25 protein-coding genes and 1 pseudogene are annotated in these 24,141 nt (G+C 67.2%); 11 read left to right on the top strand and 15 right to left on the bottom strand.

The window, feature by feature from the left end; all coding sequences use genetic code 11:
- Window positions 1–146: 146 nt before the first annotated feature.
- Both N7333_RS00130 and N7333_RS00125 read right to left on the bottom strand, forming a co-directional pair.
- Window positions 147–377, bottom strand: a complete 231-nt coding sequence (locus N7333_RS00130) for a TIGR02450 family Trp-rich protein (protein WP_003246969.1) — start codon at window positions 375–377, stop codon at window positions 147–149.
- Window positions 374–1,360 carry an NAD(P)/FAD-dependent oxidoreductase gene (locus tag N7333_RS00125; protein ID WP_129481782.1) on the bottom strand — a complete coding sequence of 329 codons (987 nt, stop codon included), beginning with the start codon at window positions 1,358–1,360 and terminating at the stop codon, window positions 374–376. Before N7333_RS00125 ends, N7333_RS00130 begins: the two co-directional genes overlap by 4 nt.
- 203 nt (window positions 1,361–1,563) lie before the next feature.
- Here N7333_RS00125 and N7333_RS00120 point away from each other — a divergent pair, with 203 nt between their 5' ends.
- From N7333_RS00120 to N7333_RS00105, 4 genes are all read left to right on the top strand, one after another.
- Window positions 1,564–2,466 carry a TIGR01777 family oxidoreductase gene (locus N7333_RS00120; protein ID WP_003246967.1) on the top strand — a complete coding sequence of 301 codons (903 nt, stop codon included), beginning with the start codon at window positions 1,564–1,566 and terminating at the stop codon, window positions 2,464–2,466.
- A 12-nt stretch (window positions 2,467–2,478) separates the two neighbouring features.
- Window positions 2,479–3,501, top strand: a complete 1,023-nt coding sequence (hemH, locus tag N7333_RS00115) for a ferrochelatase (protein ID WP_129481781.1) — start codon at window positions 2,479–2,481, stop codon at window positions 3,499–3,501.
- Between the two features lie 164 nt (window positions 3,502–3,665).
- A complete protein-coding gene (locus N7333_RS00110; RefSeq protein ID WP_003246965.1) occupies window positions 3,666–4,997 on the top strand; it encodes an MFS transporter in 1,332 nt (443 codons plus the stop codon).
- 209 nt (window positions 4,998–5,206) lie between these two features.
- The gene (locus tag N7333_RS00105) at window positions 5,207–5,899 is read left to right on the top strand and encodes a hypothetical protein (protein WP_100219185.1); all 693 of its coding nucleotides are present in this window, start codon (window positions 5,207–5,209) and stop codon (window positions 5,897–5,899) included.
- 6 nt (window positions 5,900–5,905) lie between these two features.
- Here the strand turns inward: N7333_RS00105 and N7333_RS00100 are convergent, their stop codons facing one another.
- Together N7333_RS00100 and N7333_RS00095 are read right to left on the bottom strand one after the other, a co-directional pair.
- Window positions 5,906–6,631, bottom strand: coding sequence for a transporter substrate-binding domain-containing protein (locus N7333_RS00100; RefSeq protein ID WP_129481780.1), 726 nt, complete (start codon window positions 6,629–6,631; stop codon window positions 5,906–5,908).
- Window positions 6,632–6,710: 79 nt separating this feature from the next.
- The gene (locus N7333_RS00095) at window positions 6,711–7,052 is read right to left on the bottom strand and encodes a zinc ribbon domain-containing protein YjdM (protein WP_003246962.1); all 342 of its coding nucleotides are present in this window, start codon (window positions 7,050–7,052) and stop codon (window positions 6,711–6,713) included.
- A 468-nt stretch (window positions 7,053–7,520) separates the two neighbouring features.
- Here N7333_RS00095 and N7333_RS00090 point away from each other — a divergent pair, with 468 nt between their 5' ends.
- Complete coding sequence (locus tag N7333_RS00090) at window positions 7,521–8,300, top strand: type 1 glutamine amidotransferase (RefSeq protein WP_011921140.1); 780 nt, start codon at window positions 7,521–7,523, stop codon at window positions 8,298–8,300.
- A gap of 28 nt (window positions 8,301–8,328) precedes the next feature.
- On the opposite strand, the gene N7333_RS00085 is transcribed toward N7333_RS00090, so the two are convergent.
- Window positions 8,329–9,282, bottom strand: coding sequence for a DMT family transporter (locus N7333_RS00085; RefSeq protein ID WP_129481779.1), 954 nt, complete (start codon window positions 9,280–9,282; stop codon window positions 8,329–8,331).
- 23 nt (window positions 9,283–9,305) lie between these two features.
- Window positions 9,306–9,737 (bottom strand): carboxymuconolactone decarboxylase family protein, encoded by a 432-nt coding sequence (locus tag N7333_RS00080; RefSeq protein ID WP_129481778.1) that lies wholly within the window; start codon window positions 9,735–9,737, stop codon window positions 9,306–9,308.
- A gap of 140 nt (window positions 9,738–9,877) precedes the next feature.
- Between N7333_RS00080 and N7333_RS00075 the strand changes: the two genes are divergently transcribed.
- Window positions 9,878–11,305: a PLP-dependent aminotransferase family protein gene (locus N7333_RS00075; RefSeq protein ID WP_129481777.1), complete on the top strand. Its 1,428-nt coding sequence runs from the start codon at window positions 9,878–9,880 to the stop codon at window positions 11,303–11,305.
- Here the strand turns inward: N7333_RS00075 and N7333_RS00070 are convergent.
- The 9 genes from N7333_RS00070 to N7333_RS00030 all read right to left on the bottom strand — a co-directional run bounded on the left by N7333_RS00070 (window position 11,299) and on the right by N7333_RS00030 (window position 18,773).
- Window positions 11,299–11,772 carry an LEA type 2 family protein gene (locus tag N7333_RS00070; protein WP_129481776.1) on the bottom strand — a complete coding sequence of 158 codons (474 nt, stop codon included), beginning with the start codon at window positions 11,770–11,772 and terminating at the stop codon, window positions 11,299–11,301. The genes N7333_RS00075 and N7333_RS00070 overlap by 7 nt on opposite strands.
- Window positions 11,773–11,826: 54 nt before the next feature.
- A complete protein-coding gene (locus N7333_RS00065; protein WP_129481775.1) occupies window positions 11,827–12,672 on the bottom strand; it encodes an EamA family transporter in 846 nt (281 codons plus the stop codon).
- Window positions 12,673–12,758: 86 nt separating this feature from the next.
- A complete protein-coding gene (locus N7333_RS00060; RefSeq protein WP_129481774.1) occupies window positions 12,759–13,523 on the bottom strand; it encodes a phytanoyl-CoA dioxygenase family protein in 765 nt (254 codons plus the stop codon).
- Window positions 13,524–13,622: 99 nt separating this feature from the next.
- Window positions 13,623–14,552 (bottom strand): MurR/RpiR family transcriptional regulator, encoded by a 930-nt coding sequence (locus N7333_RS00055; protein ID WP_003246955.1) that lies wholly within the window; start codon window positions 14,550–14,552, stop codon window positions 13,623–13,625.
- A gap of 68 nt (window positions 14,553–14,620) precedes the next feature.
- On the bottom strand, window positions 14,621–15,385 hold the full coding sequence (locus N7333_RS00050; protein WP_011921146.1) for an ATP-binding cassette domain-containing protein: 765 nt from the start codon (window positions 15,383–15,385) through the stop codon (window positions 14,621–14,623).
- A gap of 24 nt (window positions 15,386–15,409) precedes the next feature.
- A complete protein-coding gene (locus tag N7333_RS00045; protein ID WP_012017776.1) occupies window positions 15,410–16,522 on the bottom strand; it encodes a succinylglutamate desuccinylase/aspartoacylase family protein in 1,113 nt (370 codons plus the stop codon).
- Between the two features lie 12 nt (window positions 16,523–16,534).
- The gene (locus tag N7333_RS00040) at window positions 16,535–17,230 is read right to left on the bottom strand and encodes an ABC transporter permease (protein ID WP_003246332.1); all 696 of its coding nucleotides are present in this window, start codon (window positions 17,228–17,230) and stop codon (window positions 16,535–16,537) included.
- Between the two features lie 11 nt (window positions 17,231–17,241).
- Entirely contained in the window at window positions 17,242–17,931 is a 690-nt protein-coding gene (locus N7333_RS00035) for an ABC transporter permease (protein WP_012017777.1), read from the bottom strand.
- A gap of 65 nt (window positions 17,932–17,996) precedes the next feature.
- Window positions 17,997–18,773: an ABC transporter substrate-binding protein gene (locus N7333_RS00030; protein ID WP_129481773.1), complete on the bottom strand. Its 777-nt coding sequence runs from the start codon at window positions 18,771–18,773 to the stop codon at window positions 17,997–17,999.
- 376 nt (window positions 18,774–19,149) lie between these two features.
- On the opposite strand from N7333_RS00030, the gene N7333_RS00025 reads away from it, so the two are divergent.
- The 5 genes and pseudogenes from N7333_RS00025 to N7333_RS00005 all read left to right on the top strand — a co-directional run.
- On the top strand, window positions 19,150–20,913 hold the full coding sequence (locus tag N7333_RS00025) for a cyanophycinase (protein ID WP_129481772.1): 1,764 nt from the start codon (window positions 19,150–19,152) through the stop codon (window positions 20,911–20,913).
- Between the two features lie 78 nt (window positions 20,914–20,991).
- Window positions 20,992–21,312, top strand: a complete 321-nt coding sequence (locus N7333_RS00020; RefSeq protein WP_003246324.1) for a hypothetical protein — start codon at window positions 20,992–20,994, stop codon at window positions 21,310–21,312.
- Between the two features lie 62 nt (window positions 21,313–21,374).
- Window positions 21,375–22,715 (top strand): OprD family porin, encoded by a 1,341-nt coding sequence (locus N7333_RS00015; protein WP_012017779.1) that lies wholly within the window; start codon window positions 21,375–21,377, stop codon window positions 22,713–22,715.
- Between the two features lie 154 nt (window positions 22,716–22,869).
- Entirely contained in the window at window positions 22,870–23,634 is a 765-nt protein-coding gene (locus N7333_RS00010) for a transporter substrate-binding domain-containing protein (RefSeq protein WP_096825711.1), read from the top strand.
- Window positions 23,635–23,726: 92 nt separating this feature from the next.
- Window positions 23,727–24,141: pseudogene (locus N7333_RS00005) on the top strand (hypothetical protein); the annotation flags it as partial.

Here is a 24,141-nt window from a genome sequence, read left to right as displayed (position 1 = left end):
GTATCGCTTTTGTTCGGTGCGAGATTTTGCCTGCGACCGGCCGCGAGGCGACGCATCGCGTCCGCAGGGTGGAGGCGATGGGCTATGGCGGAGAAAGGGGTGGGATGAACCTCAGAGCGCGCAGAGCAGGGCCGGCGCAGACGTGCTCAGCGCCAGCCTTGCTGCCAGCGCTCGGTGTCCTGCAACTGGCGCCAGTCCAGCTGCTGGCTGCGCCGGGTCAGCACGGCCTGCAGTTCCACGGCGAGGATGTTGTCCTCTTCGTCGCGGATCAGCTCGGTGACCAGAAAATGCCGTTCACGATTCTGCGGCCGTGCTGCCGTCCATTTCGACAGCAGCAGCTTGCGCGGGTTGAGGCGGCGCTTGTCGGCGCCGCTCATGCCAGGTGTTCGAGCAGACGGCGGGCGGCGTCCTGGCCGCTGAGCCAGGCGCCCTCGACCCGGCCCGACAGGCACCAGTCGCCGCAGGCGTACAGGCCCAGGTCGGCATCGGCCAGCGCCCCCCACTGGTGAGCCTGCGCCGGACGGGCGTAGAGCCAGCGGTGGGCGAGGGTGAAGCTCGGCGCCGGGACCGCACAGCCGATCAGCTCGGCGAAGGCGCCATGCAGATGCTCGATCACCGTCTCCTTGGCCAGGTCCAGATGCTGCCGGCTCCAGGCGCTGCTGGCATGCAGCACCCAGGTGTCCGGGTGATTGTCGCGGCCGGGCTTGCTGCGGTTGCGCGCCACCCAGTCGAGCGGACTGTCCTGGATGAAGCAGCCCTCGACGCGGGTATCCAGCGGCGTGTCGAAGGCCAGGGCCACCGCCCAGGTCGGTTCCATCACCACGCTGGCCGCCACGCCTGCCAGCTTCGGCGCGCAAGCTAGCAGCGCACTGGCCTGGGGCGCCGGGGTGGCGACTATCACGTGGCTGAAGGGGCCATGGCTGTTGCCGTCCGCGTCCTGCAGGCTCCAGTGGCTGCCGCCGCGGAACACCTCGGTGATGCGGCAGGAGAAGTGCACCGGCAGGGCGCCGAGCAGGGCGCGGCTGATGGCGCTCATGCGCGGCGCGCCGACCCAGCGGACCTGCTCGTCGGGTGAGGGGCTGAGTTGGCCGGCCTGGCTGTTGTACAGCTCCGGCGCCCAGGTTTCGGCCCAGCCGCGGTTCTGCCACTGCTGCACCACTTCGACGAAGCGGCGGTCGCGGGCGGTGAAGTATTGCGCGCCGAGATCCAGGCTCCCGGCATCGCTGCGCTTGCTGGCCATGCGCCCGCCGCTGCCGCGGCTCTTGTCGAACAGCTCGACGTCGTGGCCGGCGGCGTGCAGGGCCTGGGCGGCGGAAAGTCCCGCGATGCCGGTGCCGATGATGGCGATGGGTGCGTTCATGGTTACCTCGTCAGCGCTGAATGCATTACAGGCTACGGTTTGGACAAGAGCTATACAAGAATGTTTTCATGTACAGCTGTCGTGAGCGGCGCTCCCTCTTTCTTTAGGTTTAGGACAAACGCGGCGTTCGATAAAGGCACGTATGCCTGTCATAAACCAGACTAAAGGTGAAGTCTCATCAATTGCCATGCGAGGACGATGCCATGCATATCCTACTGACCGGCGGTACCGGCCTGATTGGGCGTGCGCTTTGCGCGCACTGGGTCGAGCACGGCCATCGCCTGACGGTCTGGAGCCGTGAGCCGGGCAAGGTAGCCGGCCTGTGTGGGCCTACGGTGCGGGGGATCGGGCGGCTCGAGGAGCTGGCCGAGGAGCCGCTCGATGCGGTGGTCAACCTGGCCGGTGCGCCCATCGCCGACCGCCCCTGGAGCAGCAAGCGCAAGGCGCTGCTGTGGGCCAGCCGCATCGGCCTGACCGAGCAGCTGCTGAACTGGCTCAAGAGCCGCGAGCAGCGTCCGGCGCTGTTGCTGTCGGGCTCGGCGGTGGGCTGGTACGGTGATGGCGGCGAGCGTGAGCTGCACGAGGACACGCCGCAGGTCACCGACGATTTCGCCGCGCAGCTGTGCGGCGCCTGGGAAGAAACTGCACAACGCGCCGAGGAGCTGGGTATGCGCGTGGTGCTGGTGCGTACCGGTCTGGTGCTGAGCGCGGACGGCGGCATGCTCAAGCGTCTGCTGCTGCCGTTCCGGCTCGGGCTGGGCGGGCGTCTCGGCGACGGCCGGCAGTGGATGCCGTGGATCCATATCGCCGACCAAATCGGCCTGATGGATTTTCTCTTGCAGCAGGAGGCCGCCCAGGGTCCCTATAATGCGTGCGCGCCGTTGCCGGTGCGCAACGCCGAGTTCACCAAGGCGCTGGGCCAGGCGTTGAGCCGGCCGGCCATTCTGCCGGTGCCGGCGTTCGCCCTGCGTGCCGGTCTTGGCGAGTTGTCCGAGCTGCTGCTTGGCGGCCAGCGCGCCGTGCCGAAGCGTCTGCTCGAGGCCGGTTTCAGTTTCCGCTTCACCCATCTGGATGTGGCCCTGGCCGATCTGCTGGGCCACCCCTGACTAGGATTTCGCATGACCGATCACGCATTGTTGCTGGTTAACCTGGGTTCGCCCGCGTCCACCGAAGTAGCCGATGTCCGCCGTTACCTCAATCAGTTCCTGATGGATCCCTACGTGATCGATCTGCCGTGGCCGCTGCGCCGCCTGCTGGTGTCGCTGATCCTGATCAAGCGTCCGGCAGCGTCGGCGCATGCCTATGCCTCGATCTGGTGGGATGAAGGCTCGCCGCTGGTGGTGCTCAGCCGCCGCCTGCAGGAGGCGATGAAGGCGCATTGGTCGCACGGCCCGGTGGAGCTGGCCATGCGTTATGGCGAGCCGTCCATCGAGGCGACCCTGCAACGCCTGGCCGACCAGGGCATTCGCCAGGTGACCCTGGCGCCGCTCTACCCGCAGTTCGCCGACAGCACCACCACCACGGTGATCGAGGAGGCCAAGCGCGTGGTGCGTGAGCGCGGCCTGAACCTGCGCTTCTCCGTCCTGCCGCCGTTCTACGACCAGCCGGAATACCTCGATGCCCTGGTGGCCAGTGCCAAGCCCTATCTGGAGCAGGGCTTCGACCACCTGTTGCTGAGCTTTCATGGCCTGCCGGAGCGCCACCTGCACAAGCTCGACCCCAGCGGCCATTGCCTGAAGGGCGACGACTGCTGCCGCACCGCCTCACCTGCGGTGCTCGCCACCTGTTACCGCGCGCAGTGCCTGCGCAGCGCCGAGCTGTTCGCCGAGCGCATGGGCCTGCGCCCGGAGCAGTGGTCGGTGAGCTTCCAGTCGCGTCTGGGGCGCGCCAAGTGGATCGAGCCCTACACCGAGACCCGCCTCGACGAACTCGCCGCGCAGGGGGTGAAGAAGCTGCTGGTGATGTGCCCGGCCTTCGTCGCCGATTGCATCGAGACCCTGGAGGAGATCGGCGACCGCGGCCGCGAGCAGTTCGTCGAGGCCGGTGGCGAGAGCCTGCAGCTGGTGCCCTGCCTGAACGACCACCCGGACTGGGTGGCGGCACTCAAGGTCCTCTGCGAGCGGGCGCCGCAAGCCCTCTGATGCATGCCTCTGCCCGCCGTGGTGAAGCATTCGCTGCGGCGGGTATGAAGCATTCGCCCGCCTGATAACACCTTCGAGCGATACTCAGCGCCGTTTATATCGTCCTAAGCTGACGCCACTTTCAACCGCCGCGCACCGCGTCAGCGGTGCCGAGGAGAGCGTCCGTGCATAACAACAATAACGGCTATCCCTCCAGTGCCCGCGCCTGGGTCACTGTCGCCATCCTGATGGTGGCCTACGTGCTGTCCTTCGTCGATCGGCAGATTCTCAACCTGCTGGTCGAGCCCATCCGCCGCGACCTGATGATCAGCGACACGCAGATGAGCCTGCTGATGGGCCTGTCCTTCGCCCTGTTCTACACCGTCTGCGGCATTCCCCTTGGCCGCGTCGCCGACACCCGCAGCCGGCGCGGGCTGATTGCCGTGGGCATCCTGTTCTGGAGCGCCGCCACCGCCGCTTGCGGCATGGCCAAGATGTACTGGCAGTTCCTGCTCTGCCGCATCGGCGTCGGTGTGGGCGAGGCGGCGCTGTCGCCGGCTGCCTATTCGCTGATCGCCGACAGCTTTCCCGCCGAGCGCCGGGCCACGGCCATCAGCGTCTATTCCATGGGCGTCTACCTGGGCTCGGGGCTGGCCTTCCTGGTCGGTGGGCTGGTCATCCAGTTCGCCTCGGCGCAGGGCGACGTGACCCTGCCGGTGCTGGGTGAAGTGCGTCCCTGGCAGCTGATCTTCCTGATTCTCGGCGTCGCCGGCGTGCTCTTCACCCTGCTCATGCTGGCGGTCAAGGAGCCCGCGCGCCGCGGCGCCGGTGCCGGCGTGGCGGTACCGCTCAGCGAAGTGGGGCGCTACATTCGCGCCAACCGCCGCACCGTGCTGCTGCACAACTTCGGTTTCGCCGGCCTGGCCTTCGCCGGCTACGGCAGCGCCGCCTGGGTGCCGACCTTCTACATCCGCACCTACGGGTGGGACGCCGGCCAGGTGGGCATCGTCTATGGCTGCATCGTCGCGGTGTTCGGCTGCCTGGGCATCGTCTTCGGCGGGCGTCTGGCCGACTGGATGGCCAAGCGCGGGCGCAGCGATGCGAACATGCGCGTCGGTCTCTACGCTGCCCTGGCCGCGCTGCCGCTGGTGCTGCTGTTCCCGCTGATGGACAGCGCCCTGTGGGCCAGCGTGCTGCTGGCGCCCACGGTGTTCTGCCTGAGCATGCCGTTCGGCGTGGCGCCGGCGGCGATCCAGGAGATCATGCCCAACTCGATGCGCGGCCAGGCCTCGGCCATCTACCTGTTCGTCATCACCCTGATCGGCCTGGGAATAGGCCCGACCGCCGTGGCCCTGGTCACCGACTTCGTCTTCGCCGACGACAACGCGCTGCGCTATTCGCTGCTGATCGTCACCACCCTGGCGGTGCTGATGTCCATCATCCTGTTGGCCAAGAGCCTGAAACCCTACCGCGAGAGCGTGACGCGTCTGGAGCAGTGGGCGGCGAGCCCGGCCTGAGTCGGCCCGGTCGCGGCGGCGGATGGTGCTTTCATGCGTTGCCGCACGGGCCAGATGGAAATTTTGCGCTTTACTGAGCTTCTGAGTGATGCCCGCGCCAATCCGGCCCGGGCTAGCCAGGGAGCCAGAGGATGGGAGCGAGGCCTGGGCCTGCCGTCTGGGGCGGGCAAGCGAAGGCGGTTGCGTATTGGCAACGGTGCTTGCCCGGGCTGGCTTTGCTCCTGCTGATCGGCGGTTGCAGCGGTCGCCTGGACAACGACTCGATCCTGCATACGCGCAGCCCGGTGAAACCGGCCGAGCTGCTGCAGACCGACGTGGACCGCATGGCCACCCTGGCCATGCGCAACAACCTCAACAGCCTGTACCGGCTGATGAACAAGCTGTACCAGCGCAACCCGCGCGAATGGCGCAAGAATGCGCACCCCGACAGCGCCGCCGCCGAGCGCGCCATCCAGCATGCCATCGAACACAACCTGGACTGGCCGACCCTGGGCGGCCGGCGCGACGTCGCCGCGCTCGACTACGCCCTGAGCCCGGGCTTTCAGGGCGACCGGGTGGCGGCCTTCACCTATGCCATCGGCAGCATGCTGGTGACGGCGCATGGCGGGCGCACCGAGTTCTACCTGACCGACAGCTTCAATGCGCAGTTCATCCACAATGCCGCGCGCAATCTGGAAAAGGCCGCCTGGATGCTCGGCCAGCGCCGCGACGCCAGTGGCCAGCCGCTGCTGCTCTCCAACGAAGTGTCCGAGCAGGGCAGCAACCTCAGCTATGCGGTGGAGTTCGGCAAGATGGTGGCGCGTCTGGACCTGCTCACCCACGTGCTGGAAGAACGCTATCGACGCATGGGGGCCAATTATGCGCAGAGCCTGTTCCTGCTGAACTTCCTGCCGGTGCAGTAGCGGCGCTCACGGCGCCCAGCGCTGCTGGATTTCATCCAGCTTGCCGGCATTGCGCAGGCGTACCAGCGCCTCGGAGAATTGCCGGGCACGTTCGATGTCGCCCTTGGCGAAGGCGACGAAGCGCGGCATCTGGATCAGCGGGCGAGGCAGGATGCGCACCTGATCCTGGGCGCGCTGCTCATGCACGAAATACTGCAGCTGCACGCGGTCGCCGACGATGATGTCGATGCGGCCGGCCAGCAGCATCGAGACCAGCTGGCGCGGATTCTGCGCGCTGGTGTCGCGCGCCAGGTCGGCGCGGTCGAAGTGCTCTTCGTAGACATAGCCGCGGACCTGGCCGATGACATAGGGGGCGAAATCGTCCAGCGTCTGCCAGTCGCTGATGGCGGTCTTGGCGGTGGTCATGAACACGGTCGAGCCGCTGCGCAGCGGGCCGACCAGCTCGTACTGTTCCTGACGCTGCGGGGTGCCGGCGAACTGAAAGGCCATCTGCACCTCGCCGCGATCGAGCATGCGCTTGACCCGTTCCCAGGGGTAGAGGCGGATTTCGTAGGCGACCCCGGCCTCGCGCAGCACCGCATCGACCAGTTCCACGTCCAGGCCGTGCGGCGTGTCGTCCGCGTCGGTGACGAAGCTGTAGGGCGCGAACTGTTCGTCGCCCACCACCCGCCAGGGTTGCGCGGCAGGCAGCGTTGTAGTCGACAGCAGCAGAGCGAGCAGCAGATGGCGCATGGCGGTTCCCTCGTGAATGGCCTGTGTTCAGGCTAGCCAAGTTCCGTGAGGGTGTGGGGCCGCATGCGCCCTTTGCGAGTCAGACCTTGCGCACGAACTCCGACTTGAGCTTCATCGCGCCGATGCCATCGATCTTGCAGTCGATGTCGTGATCGCCATCCACCAGGCGGATGTTCTTCACCTTGGTGCCAACCTTGACCACCAGCGACGAGCCCTTGACCTTGAGGTCCTTGATCACGGTCACGCTGTCGCCGTCCTGCAGCGCATTGCCCACCGAGTCCTTGATCACACGGCTTTCGTCGGCTGCTTCGGTGCCGTCGCCGGCTTGCCACTCATGGGCGCATTCGGGGCAGACCAGCTGGTCGCCGTCCTGGTAGGTGTATTCGGAGTTGCACTTGGGGCAGGGTGGCAGGGTGCTCAAGGGGTGTCCTCGGTGACGTTTTAAGAAACCGCATAGTGTATAGGGTTTTATCCTCGGCCGCCCGCGCTGCCGTGAGGGATGCCGGTCTGCATTGTTAAAAATATTGGACTTTCAGGCGGGGCGCTTATGCCGCCCTGTCCGCTGTGTGCGCCGTTTCATGGGGTTATAGGCTGAGCGGTGCGGCAAGTTTGTTTAACGAAACCCTGCTTATTTGTTTGACATATTTTACGGCTCGGGCAGACTGGCAGCAGATTCCGTTGCCGAACCGGGTAACGGGCAGCCCTGCTGCGGCCCCTCTCTGGATGGAGCTGACCCGGTTCGAGCCGCCGTCGGAAGGCGGCACCCTGGCTCAGGAGGAGCTGCGGTGCACGGGGTTAGCCAAACAGGCCTCAAGTGCGGCAGCAGCGACGTTCTGCTGGCCACGGGTCTGCACAGCAACGACAGGCCCGGCCTGTCCCAAGGTGACGTATGTCCGACAACAAGATCCGCAATACCCCTCGCAAACCCGTCGTGTTGATGTCCATGGGCGCTCAGGAGCGCAAGGGCCACGACTATCAGGTAATGACCCACAAATACATCCGCCCTCTGGTCGAGCTCTCCGGTTGCGTGCCGGTGCTGGTACCCACCTGCTGCGGTACGGATGACCTCGAGCAGTATCTGGACATGGCCGACGGCGTGTACCTGACCGGTGCCGGCAGCAACATCGATCCGGCGCTCTACGGCCAGGAGAACGAAACCCCGAACAAGGGCCAGGATCGCGATCGCGACCTGTTCGACCTGCCGCTGATCCGCGCGGCCATCGCCCGTGGCCTGCCGATCTTCGGCATCTGCCGCGGCATGCAGGAGATCAACGTGGCCCTGGGCGGCGACATCTTCCAGAAGGTCTATGCCGAGCCCGGCTACAACGACCATCGGGAAAACCCGGACGACCCGGTGGAGGTGCAGTACGCACCGCGCCACGCGGTTTACCCGGTGCCCGGCAGCTGGTTCGCCGAGTTGCTCGGCCAGCCGGAGATTCGCGTGAATTCCCTGCATGGCCAGGCCATCCGCAATCTGGGCCAGGGCCTCGAGGTGCTGGCCAGCGCCGAGGACGGCCTGATCGAGGCCATTCACGCCCCCAGCCTGTCGCCGTTCCTGTTCGCCGTGCAATGGCACCCGGAATGGCAGGCGGCGAGCAACCCGGATTCGGTGAAGATCTTCCAGGCCTTCGGCGAAGCCTGCCGCCGCCGCGTAGCCGAACACGGCTGAGCGGCGCAGGGCGTCCGGGACTGCTGATTCAGCGGCCCGGGGTGTCCGCAACGGGCGCGCTGTCCTGGCGCGCCTGCAACCGACTTCCCATCGCTGACCCGGACGGGCGCCGCCCCGGCCACGCACCCAGCGCAATCGCGCCGAGCACCAGCACCATGCCCAGGGCGTGGCTGGCGGCGAAGCGCTCGCCCAGTGCGAATACCCCTACCAGCGCCGCGCTCAGCGGCATCAGGCCGATGAACAGGCCGGCGACATTGGCCGCTACCCGGCTGATGCCGGTGTACCACAGCAGGAACGACAGCACGCTGGCGCTGAGGCTGTAGAAGCCCAGCAGCTGCCAGGTGGTGGAACTCGGGGCCTGCCAGTCGAAGCTCATCGCCTGTGGCCAGGCCAGCGGCAGAAACAGCAGCAGCCCCGCCAGATTGACGCCAAAGGCCATGGCCCAGGGATGCAGGCTCAGCGACAGGCGCCGCGAGTAGATGGCGAACAGCGCCTCGGACAGCACCGCCCCCAGCACCAGTGCGTTGCCCAGCAGGCTGGCGCTGCCGCCCTGGCTGCTCTCGAGCAGATTGAGCAAGGCCATGCCGGCTATCGCCAGGCCGATGGCCAGGCTGTTGCGCGCGGCGATGCGTTCGCCCAGCAGCAGCCACGCCAGCAACGCCACCAGGCTGGGGGTGATGCTCAGCACGATGCCGGCACTGGTGGCCGAGGTCAGCCGTACCCCGTGGAGGATGAACAGGCTGAACAGGAAGCAGCCGAAGAACGCCTGCAGGAACAGGCCGCCCGCCGCCTGGCGATCCAGTTGCCGCCGTACGGCGGGCAGCAGCATGCCGGGGGCCAGCACCAGGCAGGCGATGGCGAAACGCAGCAGGGCGAAGAGAAACACCGGCAGCTCATCGAGTATCGCCTTGCCGACGGCGATGTTGCCGCCGACCAGCAGCATCGACAGGGCCAGGCAGGTGTAGGCGAGTGCCGCGGGCATGCTGTGCATCCTTGCCTGATGAGTCATTCGGCCTTGAGTGCGAAACCGACGCCGAAGCGGTTCCAGGCGTTGATGGTGGCCACCGCCAGGGTCAGGTTGGCGATCTCGGCGTCGTCGAAATGCTCACCCAGCTCGGCATATTCGGCGTCGCTCGGGTGCTGGCTGCTGAGGCGGGTGAGGCTCTCGGTCCAGGCCAATGCCGCTCGTTCGCGAGCGGTGAAGTGCGCGCTTTCGCGCCACACGCAAACCGTCTGCAGACGCGCCTCGCTGGCGCCACCGCGACGGGCGTCATTGGCATGCATCTGCACGCAGTAGGCGCAGCCGTTGAGCTGCGAGGCGCGCAGACGCACCAGCTCCAGCAGGGGCAGTTCGAGGCCGCTCTGTTCGAGCACCGCTTCCAGGCCAAGCATGGCCTTGTAGGCCTGGGGCGAGGCCTTGCTCCAGTTCAGTCGCATCAGCTGTCTCCTTGATCCCGCTCGCGCCATGCGAGCACTGCAGCCAGGGTAGTGGGCGCTACGGACTGCAGAAATAGCCAATTTCGTTGAAATTCAGGAGGCCAATCTGTTGTGCTAGGGCCGTCACACCGGAGCCCGACATGGACCTGCACCTGAGCATCGACCCTGACCAGCCCCTCGCCGCCCAGCTGTATCGCCAGTTGCGCGAGGCCATTCTTGGCGGCCGCCTGCAGGCGGGGGAACGCCTGCCGCCGAGCCGCTACCTGGCCGAGCGCCTGCAGGTGTCGCGCAAGACGGTCAGCGAGGCATACGAGCAGCTGCTTGCCGAGGGTTTCACCAGCACCCGGGTCGGCAGTGGCACCTTCGTCAGCAGCCTGGCGCAGTCGGCCGCACCCACGCGCAGTGCCGCCACCAGCCTGCTGCAACCCGCGGCGCGCTGGCGGCGTCTGCCCGTGGCGCCGTTCGACAGCCCGGTGCAGGGCTGGCGCTACAACTTCGCCGGCGGCACGGTGAGCATGCGCCGCTTTCCCCTCGCTGCCTGGCGCACCAGCCTGCAGTACGCGCTGCGCCAGATGAGCCAGGGCAGCGGCTTCTATGCCGGCGTGCAGGGCCAGCCGGCGCTGCGCCAGGCCATTGCCCGCTATCTGGCGCTCAACCGCGCGGTGCGCTGCGACTGGCAGGATCTGCTGGTGACCCAGGGCGCGCAGCAGGGCCTCAGCCTGCTGGCCCAGGTGATGCTCGAGCCCGGCGATCGGGTGGCCATGGAGGAACCCGGTTACACCCCTGCGCGCAGCTGTTTCCAGAGTGCCGGGGCCGAGGTGATCGGCGTGCCGGTGGATGACGAGGGGCTGCGCGTGGACCTGCTGCCGGCCAACGTGCGCCTGGTCTACGTCACACCTTCGCATCAGTTTCCGCTGGGCATGCCGATGAGCCTGGCGCGGCGCCTGGCGTTGCTGGAGTGGGCGCGCGAGCACCGGGTGCTGATCATCGAGGACGACTACGACGGCGAGTTCCGCTTTCAGGGGCGGCCGCTGGAGGCGCTGCAGAGCCTGGATCGTCACGGACTGGTGGCCTATCTGGGGACCTTCTCCAAGACCCTCTATCCCCAGCAGCGGGTCGGCTATCTGCTGATGCCGCCCGGGCTGCACGAGGCGCTGGTGCAGGCCAAACTGCTTGGCGACCGGCACGGCGACAGCCTGCAGCAACTGGCGCTGGCGCATTTCATGGAACGTGGCGAGTTCGCCCGGCATACCCGACGCATGCAGCGGCTGTATGCCGAGCGCCGCGAGCATCTGCTGCTGCGTCTGCAGGGCGATCTGGCGACCTGGCTGCAGCCCATAGTACCGATGGCCGGCATCCATCTGGCGGCGCTGCTGCGTCCAGGTGTCGATCCCGAGCGGCTGGCGAGCGAGATGCGCAGCCGCAGCATTGGCCTGGATTCGCTGGCCGCCTTCTATCAGGGGCCGGCGCAGGCCGGACTGCTGTTCGGTTTCGGCTGCATCGAACTCGACGACCTGCAGGCCGGGCTGGACGAGCTGCGTCTGGCGCTGCAGGCGGCCTGTCAGTAGCCGCGCGGCGGCTCCGGCCAGTCCAGGGTGCCGCTGTCGCTGAAGCGGCGGGTGCCGAACAGGCCGCCGGCCAGCTTGCCGCGCAGCACGTAAGGTAGGCCCTGGCCCGGCTGGTAGCCGCTGGCGCCCCAGGCCTGGCGCATGGCCGAGAAGGCGGAAATGCTCACCGGCACGCTGACCAGGGTTTCGCCGAAACGCGGCACGCTGCCACGCTGGTCGCTCACCCCGCTGGCCAGCGGCCGGCCGTTGACCTCCAGATCCAGCGCCACGCCGTTGAAGTCCACTGCACGGTCGTTGGGGTTCTGCACCCGCAGCTTGACCGCGAAGCGTACCTCCAGGCCCTGGCCGGGCAGGGGCTCAAGGCCGACCAGGTCGATACGCAGCGGGTCGCGCTCGGTGAAACTGGCGCAGGCACCCAGCGCAGCGGCGAGCAGGACGACGAAACACAGACGAAGCAGGCGAGGCATGGCGATCTTCCCTGGCGGATTGGACTACAGCATAGAAGACCGCGGTCAGCCGCTTTAGCTCCCGGCGCGTTGCCGGCTGCCGAGCACCAGGGCGATGCCGCCGAGCACCGCGGCGGCGCTGAGCGTCAGGCGCAGCGTCAGGCTCTCGCCCAGCAGCAGGCTGCCGCCGAGCGCCGCCAGGATCGGCACGCTGAGCTGGACGGTGGCAGCCTGGCTGGCGCGCAGACCGGGCAGGGCGCTGTACCAGATGGCGTAGCCGACGCCCGAGGTGACCGCGCCGGACAGCAGCGCGTAGAGCAGGCCCGGGGCATCCCAGTTCAGCTGCGGCAGCAGCGCCAGCACCAGCGGCGCGGCCAGCGGTGCGGCGCGCAGGAAGTTGCCGGCGGTCATCGCCAGCGCGTCGCCCTGGCCACGGCCAAGCAGCGAGTAGCCACCCCAGGCGACACCGGCCAGCAGCATCAGCAGCGCGGCCGTCAGCGGCGGTGCGCTGGCACCTGGCAGCAACAGGGCGAGCAGGCCGCCTGCTGCCAGGGCGGTACCCAGCGCGGCGGCAAGGCCGAGGCGTTCTCCGCGCCACAGGCCCCAGGCCAGCATGCTCAGCTGCACGGCACCGAACAGCAGCAGGGCGCCCACGCCGGTTTCCAGCTGCAGGTAGGCGAAGGAGAACGCCGCGGCGTAGGTGAACAGGGCCAGCGCGCCCGCCCAGTTGCCCGCCAGCGCCGGCCTTGGGTTGCGCAGGCGCAGCAGCAGCCATAGCACCAGGGCGCCGGAGACCAGGCGAAGGGCGGTGAAGCTGGCGGCGTCGATGGCCGTCTCGCGCAGGGCCAGGCGGCACAGCAGCGAGTTGCCGGCGAAGGCCAGCATGGCCAGGGCAGTGAGCAGCAGTATGCGCGGCGACATCGACCGTCCTTGTGTGGGGATGGCGGTCAGCTAAACACAGCGCTGGGCCGGCTGGGATTGGCCGAAGGTCGCAAACGTGACGGCGATCAGTCGTACTCGGCCTCGGCATGTTCGCCCAGCAGGCGCCGCTGGCGCGGCGTGCAGGCGGCCAGCACCGCCGGGTCGAAGCGAAACGCGAGATAGGGCGAGAACTTCTGCGCCACCATGCGCCGGCCATAGTGGATCTGCAGCATGTAGCGGCTGCGCGTGGGGCTCAGGTTGGGGCTGCCGGCATGCCACAGCTCGCTGCGAAAGAACAGCAGGTCGCCGGCGCGGCAGAAGATCGGCTCGGGCTCGCGGCCGCGCCAGTCACGCTCGCCGGCCACGGGCGGTCGTCCGGCGCGGTGGCTGCCGGGAATCACCCGGGTGGGGGCGAGCTCGGCGTCGATGTCGTTCAGGTAGAGCTGGGCGGTGCAGATCTGCATCGGCAGCTCGAAGGCCGGGTCGTCCAGCAGGCTTGGTGGCAACGCCATGGGCAGATGGTCCAGATGCAGCTCGCTGCCGACGAAGCCCGGATGACAGCGCCAGGCGGTCTGACCGATCACGTGGCAGTCGTCGCCCAGCGCCGCTTCGGCCAGCTCGATCACCGGCGGCAGGTCGAGGTAGGGCAGCCAGAACGGGTTGCGGTTGAACACGCACTTGTAGTGATCGAGGCTGCCCTGGTAGTCCCAGTGGATGGGGCGCAGGGCGTCGATGGCGGCGCGCACTGCCGCGACGCGCGGCGCATCCAGCACGCCGGGCAACAGCACGAAGCCCTGCTGGTGCAGGGCCTGCAGTCGTTCGGCGGTCTGGCTGTCGGTGGTTTCGCTCATCGCAGCGCTCCGGCATCTGGCCCGTCCAGGCTGGCATCCGTGTGGCGGCGCTGCAAGCCCGTGCCGCTGTCTGCGATTCGACTGGCGGTGCGGCGCGGCTCAGGGGCGGCGTTTGCGTGGGCGACGCGGCGCGCGCTCGGTGCCCGGGACGTGCAGGTAGGCCATGACGCTCTCGGTCAGTTCCTGAGCCAGGCTCACCGCCTCCTTGTTGCGCGCCATGACACCTGCCACCAGGGCTTCGATCAGGGCCAGCACGGCGGCATTGGAGCTGATCAGCACCGGGTGTTCGGCGGGGGCGAACAGGCTGTACTCGGCGATCTCCACCAGCGGCGAGGCGGGCGAGTCGGTGATGGCCAGCACGCAGGCGCCGCGTTCGCGGGCAAAACGCGCCAGCTGCAGGGTGTCCAGCGAATAGCGCGGCAGGGAGATGGTCAGCAGCACGTCGCGCTCGGTGATGGCGGCCAGGCGGTAGGCGGCGTTTTCGTTGCCGCCTTCCATGCTGATGGCGGTGGCGTCATCGCAGAAGGGCACCAGGTTGGCCGCAGCCAGGCCGGCCATGTAGGCGCTGTTGCCGAAGCCGAGAATGTAGATGCGGCGCGCCCCGAGCAGGCGTCCGATCACCGCCTCGAACACGGCGGCGTCATTGTTGCTGGCCGCCGCACCGAGATTGCTGCTGGCGATCTGCAGCTGTTCGTGCAGGCCGAAGGCCCCGTCCGGGCGCTGCGCCAGCTCGTCGCGCAGCTTGTCCACCGGCGACACCATGTCCTGCAGGGTGGCGACCAGCTCGGCCTTCAGGCTGATGTAGCCGCGCAGCTCCATGGCCTTGGCCAGGCGATTGACCGCCGCCGGCGAGGTGTGCGTGGCCTGCGCCAGCTCTTCGATGGTCAGGGTTGCGGCCTTCAGCGGATGGCGCAGGATGAAGTCGGCCACCTTGCGCAGCGAGGGCTGCAGCTGTGGCGCGACCTCGGCCAGCTTGCGCAGGATGGGGGCGCTGTAAACGGTGGCGGAAGACGACGAGCTGCTCGGCATGGCTGGGCTGATCCGGTCTGGCGATGGCGCGCAGTGTATCCGAAGCCGCCCGCCGTGCGCTGTTTCGCTTACTTGAGGCTGCCGCAGAGGAACTGCTGCAGGCGCTCGGACTGCGGGTTGGCCAACACCTCGCGCGGGTGGCCCTGTTCTTCCACCAGGCCCTTGTGGAGGAACACCAGCTGGTTGGACACCTCGCGGGCAAAGCCCATCTCGTGGGTCACCACCACCATGGTGCGGCCTTCGCTGGCCAGGTCCTGCATCACCTTGAGCACCTCGCCGACCAGCTCCGGGTCGAGGGCCGAGGTGGGCTCGTCGAACAGCATCACCTCCGGCTCCATGGCCAGGGCGCGGGCGATGGCCACGCGCTGCTGCTCGCCGCCGGACATGTGCGCCGGGTAGGCGTCCTTGCGGTGCGCCACGCCGACCTTGGCCAGGTAGTGCTCGGCCCTGTCGCGCGCCTCGGCCTTGCTCTGGCCGAGTACGTGCACCGGCGCTTCCATGACGTTGTCCAGGGCGCTCATGTGCGACCACAGGTTGAAGTTCTGGAACACCATCGACAGGCGCGAGCGCATACGCTGCAGCTGCTTGGCGTCGGCGGCCTTGAGCGCGCCGCCGCGATTGGCGACCAGCCTGAGCTCTTCGCCATTGAGCTGGATGCGGCCGGCATGCGGCTGCTCCAGCAGGTTGATGCAGCGCAGGAAGGTGCTCTTGCCCGAGCCGCTGGAGCCGATGATGCTGATCACGTCGCCGGCCTTGGCAGCCATCGATACGCCGCGGATCACCTCGTGGCTACCGTAGCGTTTGTGCAGATCCTGAACTTCGAGTTTGTACATGTTGTTGTTCTCTTAAGGCATGAATCAGTCGCTGAGCAGGCGACCCTGGCGAATGGGCGTTGCCCCGGCGACCTTGGCCAGCCACAGGCCGGGGCGGGCGAAGCGCATGCGCTCGCGGGCATAGAGCACGCCGCAGGTTTCGGCGCGGACGATGCTGTGCTGCTCGCTCAAGGGGTCGATCACCTCGAACAGCGCCTCGCCGCGTTCGACCCACTCGCCCGGCTGCTTGAAGAAGCTGACCACGCCCGGATGCGGGGCGAGGGCGTACTGCGCGCCGGCAAAGGGCGTGGCCTCGCAGCAGCGTTCCGGCGCTGCCGGCCAGTCGCCGGCGATCAGTCCCTGCTCGGCGAGGAAGGCCAGAATCGCCTCGGCGCTGGCTACCGCGCGTTCGGCTTCGGTGTCGGCCATGCCGCCCAGCTCCACGGTGGTGGCCAGGCAGGCCAGGGGAATTTCGGCTTCGGGAAAACGCTGGCGCAGGCGCTGCCAGGGCATGGCGCAGGCCTCGTCGAACGAGCTGCCGCCGGAATCCTCGGCCAGCAGCACCGCACCGGCCTGCAGGCGCGCCGCCAGAGGGCGCAGCGCCTGCCAGTGCTGCGGCGCGCTGTACAGGTGCACCGCGGCCTCGAAGTCGCAGTGCAGGTCGAGCACGACGTCGGCATCGCAGGCGTGACGCAGCAGCAGACGCTGCATGCCTTCCAGCTCCGAGGCCGGCGCGGGCAGGGCGTCCAGCGCCTCGATCATGGCGCGGCGAATCAGGCGTACGTTGCTCGGCCCGTCGCTGCCCAGGTGGCCTTCCACATGCGCGGCGACCGCGGCGGCCAGATCGACGAAGTCGCGATTGAAGTTTCTGCCGCTGGCGAATTCGAAGCGGCCCTGGACCGCCGCCTGGAACAGCTGGCTCAGGCCGATGGGGTTGGCCACCGGTACCAGCTCGATCACGCCGGTCAGGCGTCCGGCGCTTTCCAGCTGCTGCAGGCGACGCCTGAGCTCCACCGCCACGCGCATGCCCGGCAGCTCGTCGGCATGCAGGCTGGCCTGGATGTAGGCCTTGCACGGGCCGCTGCCGTAACGCAGCACGCTGAGGTGACGGCTGGTTCCGGTCGGGCTCCAGGGCAGTGGGTGGTCGATACGTTGCATAGGGCTTCCTTGTTAATGCTTGCGTGGGGTCAGGTGGGCCAGCCAGCGCAGTTCGGCGTATTTGAACAGACGCACCAGGCCCACCGTCAGCACCAGATAGAACAGGCCGGCGGTGATGAAGGCTTCGAACGGCATGTAGTACTGCGAGCTGATGGTGCGGGCTGCGCCGGTGAGGTCGATGAGCGTCACCAGCGAGGCCAGCGAGGTGGTGTGCAGCATCATGATCACCTCGTTGCTGTATTGCGGCAGCGCGCGGCGCATGGCCGAAGGCAGCAGGATGCGCCGGTAGAGCTGAGCGCGCGACATGCCCATGGCCCTGGCCGCCTCGATCTCGCCGGGCGGTGTGGCCTTGAGGCTGCCGGCCAGAATCTCCGCCGTGTAGGCGCTGGTGTTGATGGCGAAGGCCAGGCAGGCGCAGAAGGTGGCGCTGGAAAAGTACGGCCACATGAAGCTGTCGCGGATGACGTCGAACTGGGCCAGGCCGTAGTAGAGCAGAAACAGCTGCACCAGCATCGGCGTGCCGCGAATCACATAGGTATAGAGCCAGGCCGGGAAGTTCACCAGCGGCGAGCGCGATACCCGCATCAGGGCCAGCGGCAGAGCCAGCAGCAGGCCCAGGGCGAGGGCGATCAGCAGCAGCTCGAAGGTGACCAGCAGGCCGCTGGCATACAGCGGCAGGCTGGAGAGGATCAGGTTGAAGTCGAGCATGGGGCAGTCCTTCAGAGTTCGGCCAGGCGGGTGCCGACCGAATAGCGTCGTTCGACGGCCCTGAGCGCCAGCAGCGAAACGCTGGTCAGCAGCAGGTAGAGGGCGGCGACGGCGAGGTAGAACGTGAAGGGTTCACGGGTGGCATCGGCGGCGTTCTTGGCCTTGAACATCATGTCCTGCAGGCCGACCACCGAGATCAGCGCGGTGGCCTTGGTCAGCACCAGCCAGTTGTTGGTGAAGCCGGGAATGGCGAAGCGGATCATCTGTGGCACCAGGATGCGAAAGAACACCTGGGCGCTGCTCATGCCGTACGCCGCACCAGCCTCCGCTTGACCTTTCGCGATGGCCATGAAGGCGCCGCGGAAGGTCTCCGACAGGTAGGCGCCGAAGATGAAGCCCATGGTGAACACGCCGGCGACGAAGGGGTTGATGTCGATGTAGGCGGTGTAGCCCAGACTGGGCGCGATGCGGTTCACCAGGTCCTGACCGCCGTAGAAGATCAGCAGAATCAGCACCAGGTCGGGAATGCCCCGGATCAGCGTGGCGTAGGCGTCGCCCAGATTGGCCAGCCAGCGCAGTGGCGAGAGGCGCAGCGCCGCGCCGGTGAGGCCGAGCAGGATGGCCAGCGCCATGGAACACAGAGCCAGGGTCAGGGTCAGCCAGGCGCCCTCGACAATGATCGGGCCGTAGCCTTGCAGCATGGTGGGAAACCTCGTGGAGCGCAGGAAAGCCGGCGCCCGAGGCGGGCGCCGGTGAGAGCGGCGGATTAGCGGCCGTAGATGTCGTAGTCGAAGTACTTGGCTTGTACCTCGGCGTACTTGCCGTTGCTGCGGATGGCGTCGATGGCGGCGTTGAGCTTCTCGGCGGTGGCGGCATCGCCCTTGCGCACGGCGATGCCGGCGCCGCGACCGAAGTAGCGCGGGTCATTGAAGTCCGGGCCGACCAGGGCGAAACCCTTGCCGCCGTCGGTTTTCAGGAAGCCCTCGTCAATGTTCACCACATCGGCCAGCACCGCGTCCACACGGCCTGCCAGCAGGTCGAGGAAGGCTTCGTTGTTGGAACCGTAGCGCACCACGTTGACGCCGGCCGGGGTCAGTTCGGCGGTGGCGTAGCGATCGTAGGTGGAGGCGCGCTGCACGGCGACCTTCTTGTCCTTGAGGTCGACGCTCGGGTCCTGGATCTGGCTGTCTTCCTTCATCACCAGCTTGCCGGGGGTGTGGTAGTACTTCTTGGAGAAGTCCACCGACTTCAGGCGGTCTTCGGTGATGGACATGGAGGACAGCACGGCGTCGACCTTGCGCACCTTGAGCGAGGGAATCAGACCGTCGAACTCCTGCTCGACCCACTGGCATTTGACCTGCATCTGCGCGCACAGCTCGTTGCCGATGTCGTAGTCGAAGCCGGCGATCTTGCCGTCGGCGGTCTTGAACGCGAAGGGCGGGTAGGCCGCTTCGATACCGATGCGCAGCGCCGGCTCGGCGGCGACGGCGAAGGTGCCGAAGGTGGACAGCGCCAGGGCGCCGAATAGAGCGATCTTGTTCATCTTGTTACTCCAGTGGATGGCGGTTGGTTGAGACAGCTTCCGTCGCGACAGGCGGCGGCTGGTTGAACGTTACGCCGACTGTTGCCAGGCGGCGCCGGCAAGGCCTTGTGAGCCTTGACCGGTGGGCGATGGGGTAGAACGCCCGGGCAGATGCATGAATACCTTTGACGTGTTTTTTTTCACGAATCTACGTTTAAGAAATATTTCTGTCAAACCTGGCTTGAGGTGCTTGTGCCTCGATTATGCCTGGTATATAAATTTTCACGTGGCTCGATAGTGAAAAAAACATTTCATCCCGCTGCGCCTGCTGTCACCCCGTTTCAGTTGGCCGGCGAGCAGGGCACACCGCTTTCGACTTCTAATAAGAGCAATAACAATGAACAAGCAGCGCAACCTTCGTGGCCTTCTCGCCGCGCTCATCCTCTGCGGCAGTGCCGAGCAGGTACTGGCCGACGGCAATCTCCTCGCGGTCGGCGGCATGCTGCGAGCCAGCAACAGCCTGGTCTACGAGAAACTCATCGAACTGGCGGGCGGCGCCGAGCAGGCGCGCATCGCCATCATGCCCACCGCCAGCGGCAGCCTGGGCTCCAGCAAGCGCTTTCAGGCCGAACTGGAAGCCCTGGGCGTGCCCGCCGAGCACATCCGCATCGTCGGCATCGACCGCCACAACTATCAGGACACCATGAACGACCCTGCCGTGGTCGCGCCGCTGCGCGAGGCCAGTGCGGTGTGGTTCGTCGGCGGTGATCAGGCGCGCATCGCCCGCGCGCTGTTCAACGCCGACGGCAGTCCGTCGCTGGCCATGCAGGCCGTGCAGGCGATCTACGACAAGGGCGGCGTGGTGGCCGGTACCAGCGCCGGGGCCAGCATCCTCGGTGCGCGCATGCCCACCGCCTACGGGGTGGTCATGGATACCCTGGATTTCGGCGTGGCCACTGCCGAGGGGCGACGCGGCACCGCCCTGCTCAGGGGCGCTGGCCTGTTCAAGGCCGGCGTGATCGACCAGCACTTCGACAAGATCGAGGAAACCAGCAGCGGGCGCGCGGCGCGCATGGCCAGCTACCTGCTGGAGCAGCCGGCTCCGGGCAAGGGCTTCGGTCTGGATACCAACACCGCCATGTGGATCAAGCCCAGTGGCGAGCTGGAGGTACTGGGCGAGGGCTACCTGACCATCATGGACCCTGCCGCGGCGAAGAAGAGCTTCGGGCTCTACGGCACGCGCATCGACGACATGCGCCTGGCCATGCTCGGTCATGGCGATCGCTACGACCTGGCCTCGGGCGAGATCCGGCCGGATGCCGGCAAGCAGCCGATCGAGCCTGGCAACGAGTACCTGGTGGGCAACCGCCTGCTCACCGACCTGTCGGCCGTGTCGGCGATCAACCGGGCGGTGCTCTATGGCCTGGCCGACAACACGGCGAGCCGTCAGCTCGGGCTGATGACCCGCTACAACCCGGCCAACGGCTACCACTACGGCTATCGCTTCGAGTTCAGCAAGCGTGCGGACTTTGCCGCCCACAGCCGCTTCCACGATTCGCAGACCAACTACAGCGTCAGCGGCGTGCGCCTGGACATCCGTCCGGTGACCGCCGATCTGCGCGAGCCGGCCGCCGGCGCCCCGCGTGATGCCGGCAACGGCCGCCGCGGCGACGCCATTCGTGCGGTGACCTTCCGCGGCCTGATGACCCTCAACGCCGAGGGCGCCTTCGAGGCGGAGCGCCCGATCACCCGCGGCGAGCTGGCCAATGCCCTGCAGATGACCCTGGCTGCGGAGCCCAACCTCAAGGCCCTGCCGACGCTGAGCGACGTACCGGCCGAGCATCCGCTGCGCGAGCATATCGAGGTGGTGGTTTCCAACGGCTGGATGGATGGTGCCGAGCGCTTCGATGCCCAGCGGCCGGCCAGCCGCGCGGACTGGGCGCTGGCCTGCAAGACGCTGGTCGAGCGCTTCAGCGGGACCACGCTGAACAAGACCGTGGCGCTGCAGGACGTCGCCGGCCTCGCTGCGCCGAACGCCGAGGCTGCCGCGCAGACCGTGGCCGAAGGTTGGCTGAGCGCCAACCAGGGACGCTTCGAGCCCGCTGCGCCGGTCAAGCGCGCCGAGGTCGCCGAGACCCTGGCGCGCATCATCGGCCTCTAGAGCCTTTTTCTACCTCTACCCCCAGCCCGCCTGCAGCGTTCAGGCGGGGTGGGTACGGCTGCGCCGGAGAAACGAGCCATGCAATTGAACCGAGTGGAAGTCTTCGCCCTGCACAAGCTGCTGCAGGGCAACGCCCAGGTGGCGCTGACCGCGACCGCACCGAGCGTGCGGGTGCTGGAGCGGGTGCAGACCGGCGCCGGCTTCTTCTCGGTGATTCGTCTGCCGCGCCGGCTGGAGGTGAGCAGCGAGCTGCGCGAGCGGCGCTGGCCGTTTCGCCTCAAGCGCCGGCGCGGCGCCGGCTACTTCGTGTGCTGGCTGGAGGACAGTTCGCTGTGCCTCGAGGCCGTCATCGAACGCGGCGAATGCCCCGCCGATCTGGTTCCCGAGCTGTTCACCTGAGCGGCTGCGAACACCGCCCGCACTGCGGGCAACCCATACCAATAAAACCAATGGAGTAAGGCATGAACATTCTCAAACTCAGCTGTCTCGCCCTGGCCATCGGTGCCGTGGCCTCGCAGGCTGCCGTCGCTGGTCAGCAGCAGGAAGCCAAGGGGTTCATCGAGGACAGCAGCCTGCAGCTGATCAACCGCAACTTCTACATGAACCGCGACTACCGTCATGGCGGCAGCAACAGCCAGGGCATCAACCGCGCCAAGCCGGCCAACGAGCGTAATGGCTATCGCGAAGAGTGGGCACACGGTGCGCAACTGAACTTCAGCTCCGGTTTCACCCAGGGTACCGTCGGTGTCGGCGCCGATGCCTTCGCCTATGGCGGCGTCAAGCTCGATACCGGCCGCGGTCGCGTGGGCAACGGCCTGCTGCCGATCAGCAACAACCGCACCGCCGATGCCGAGGTGCCGGACAGCTACGGCCAGATCGGCGGTGCGGTGAAGATGCGCGCCTCTTCCACCGAGCTGAAGTACGGCGAGATGCGCCCGACCGCACCGGTGTTCGCCACCGGCGATTCGCGTCTGCTGCCGGAGACCGCCACCGGCTTCCAGATTTCCAGCAACGAGTTCGACGCGCTGTCCTTCGAGGCCGGCCACTTCACCTCGATCAACCGCCGCAACTCCACCAACTCCGATGACGACATGACCAGCGAATACGCCGAGGTGGAGGCGCGCAGCGTCGACTTCGCCGGCCTCAGCTACGCGGTCAATGACGATCTGAGCCTGATGTTCTATGCCAGCGAGGCCAAGGACGTCTGGCGTCAGTACTTCGCCAACCTGAACTACAACATCCCGCTGGCCGATAGCCAGGCGCTGAACTTCGACCTGGTGGCGTACAAGACCCGCGACGAGGGCGAGGCGCGTGCCGGCGAGCTGGACACCCTGACCTGGTCGCTCAAGGGTGCCTACAGCTTCGGCGCGCACAAGCTCAGCCTGGCCTATCAGAAGGTGCGTGGCGACGAGTTCTTCGACTACATCGGCGGCGACTCCATCTGGCTGGCCAACTCGGTGCAGTACTCCGACTTCAACGCCCCCAACGAGCGCTCGGTGCAGATCCGCTACGACCTGAACATGAAGCACTACGGCGTTCCCGGCCTGACCTTCATGGCGCGCTACATCAAGGGCGACGACATCGACGGCACCAAGGCCGATCCGAATGGCGCCTTCGCCGGCTGGGCCGGTGACGACGAGAAGCATTGGGAACGCGATCTGGAAGCGCGCTACGTGTTCCAGGAAGGCGCGGCCAAGGACCTGTCGCTGCGTCTGCGTCACGCCACTCACCGCTCCACGGCATTCGACGACGACCTCGACGAGGTGCGCCTGATCATCGAGTACCCGCTGAGCATCCTGTAACGGCATTCTCCGGGCGGCGACAGATCCCGGGCCGTCCGGAGCTTTTTCTTCAAGGTCAGCTCCCACGCTCCTTTGGCCTTAAGGCGTCGCCAGCGGCGCCTTCTTTTCCGCCAGGAGACCTGACCCCCTGGCCCCGCGCGGGCAAGGAGTCGAAATGCTACGCATGCTGTTGTGTCTGTTCGCTGTGCTGCTCGCCCAACCGGGCACGGCAGGACCGTTGCGGGTCGCCATGGAGGGACAGTTCCCGCCTTTCGAAGAACTCGATGCGCAGGGCAATCTGGTCGGCTTCAACGTCGACATCGCCAATGCCCTGTGTCAGCGCATGCAGCGCGAATGCGAACTGCAGCGCTTCGCCTGGGATGACCTGATCCCGGCACTCGACGCGGGACGCACGGACCTGATCCTGGCGTCCATGTCGATCACCGCGGCGCGCGCCGAACGGGTGGACTTCACCGCCCGCTATGCGCAGACCCCGGCCTTTTTCTTTGCCCGCAAGGGCCATATCAATCAGATGCTGATCACCCCGCGGCGCATCGCCGGCAAGCGCGTCGGCGTGCAGCAGGGCACCACCTACGAGCGCTTTCTCGAGGCCCGCTTCGCCGAGCATGTGCAGCTGCTGCGCTATCCCAGTGCCGCCCAGGCCTACCGGGCGCTCGCCGGCGGCGAGCTGGATCTGGTGCTCGACGACGCCGTTTCCGGTTACTTCGGTTTCCTCCTGACCGAACTGGGCCGCGACTTCGAGCAGGTCGGCGGCCCCGTGGTGGCGCCGCAGTTCTTCGGCCAGGGGCAGGGCATCGCCGTGCGCAAGGGCGACGACGAGCTGCGCGAACAGCTCGATCGGGCGCTGGCCGCGATCCTTGCCGACGGCACCCACAAGCGCATCGAGAAACGCTACTTCAAACAGTTTTCCGTTTACTGAGGCCGGCCCGCCGACTGCGCTCTGGCTCCCAATCACCGTTCCCCAACCAGCGTCACCAACCGTGCCCGTGCGGCACCTGCGGAGAAATCGAAATGATCGGATCGGTTATTCGTTACACCCTCATGCTGGCTCTTCTGTTACCGCTGCCGGCCCTGGCGGCCGGCCCGCTGCTGCTGGTGGGCGGCGGGCTCAAGGACGACAACGCGGTCATCTACCAACGTCTGGTGCAGCTGGCCGGCGGCAGTCAGGCGCGCATCGGCGTGATCACCGCCGCCTCGATTCCACCGAGCCAGGACCCCGACGCCGGCACGGCCAACGCGCGCAACTCCAAGTCCAATGGCGAGTTCTACGCGCAGCTGCTGAAGACCTACGGCGCCCAGGATGCCCAGTGGATCCCCATCGACCTGGACAGCATCGGCAACAACAGCAACCCGCAGGTGATCGCGCAGATCAACGGCATGACCGGCTTCTTCTTCGGCGGCGGCGACCAGGCGCGCCTGACCCAGA

The sequence above is a fragment of the Pseudomonas sp. GD04158 genome (assembly GCF_029834875.1).
GTDB classification, from domain to species: domain Bacteria; phylum Pseudomonadota; class Gammaproteobacteria; order Pseudomonadales; family Pseudomonadaceae; genus Aquipseudomonas; species Aquipseudomonas hydrolytica.
Note: the sequence above shows the minus strand (reverse complement) of the source record. Positions and strands in the feature narration are given on the sequence as shown.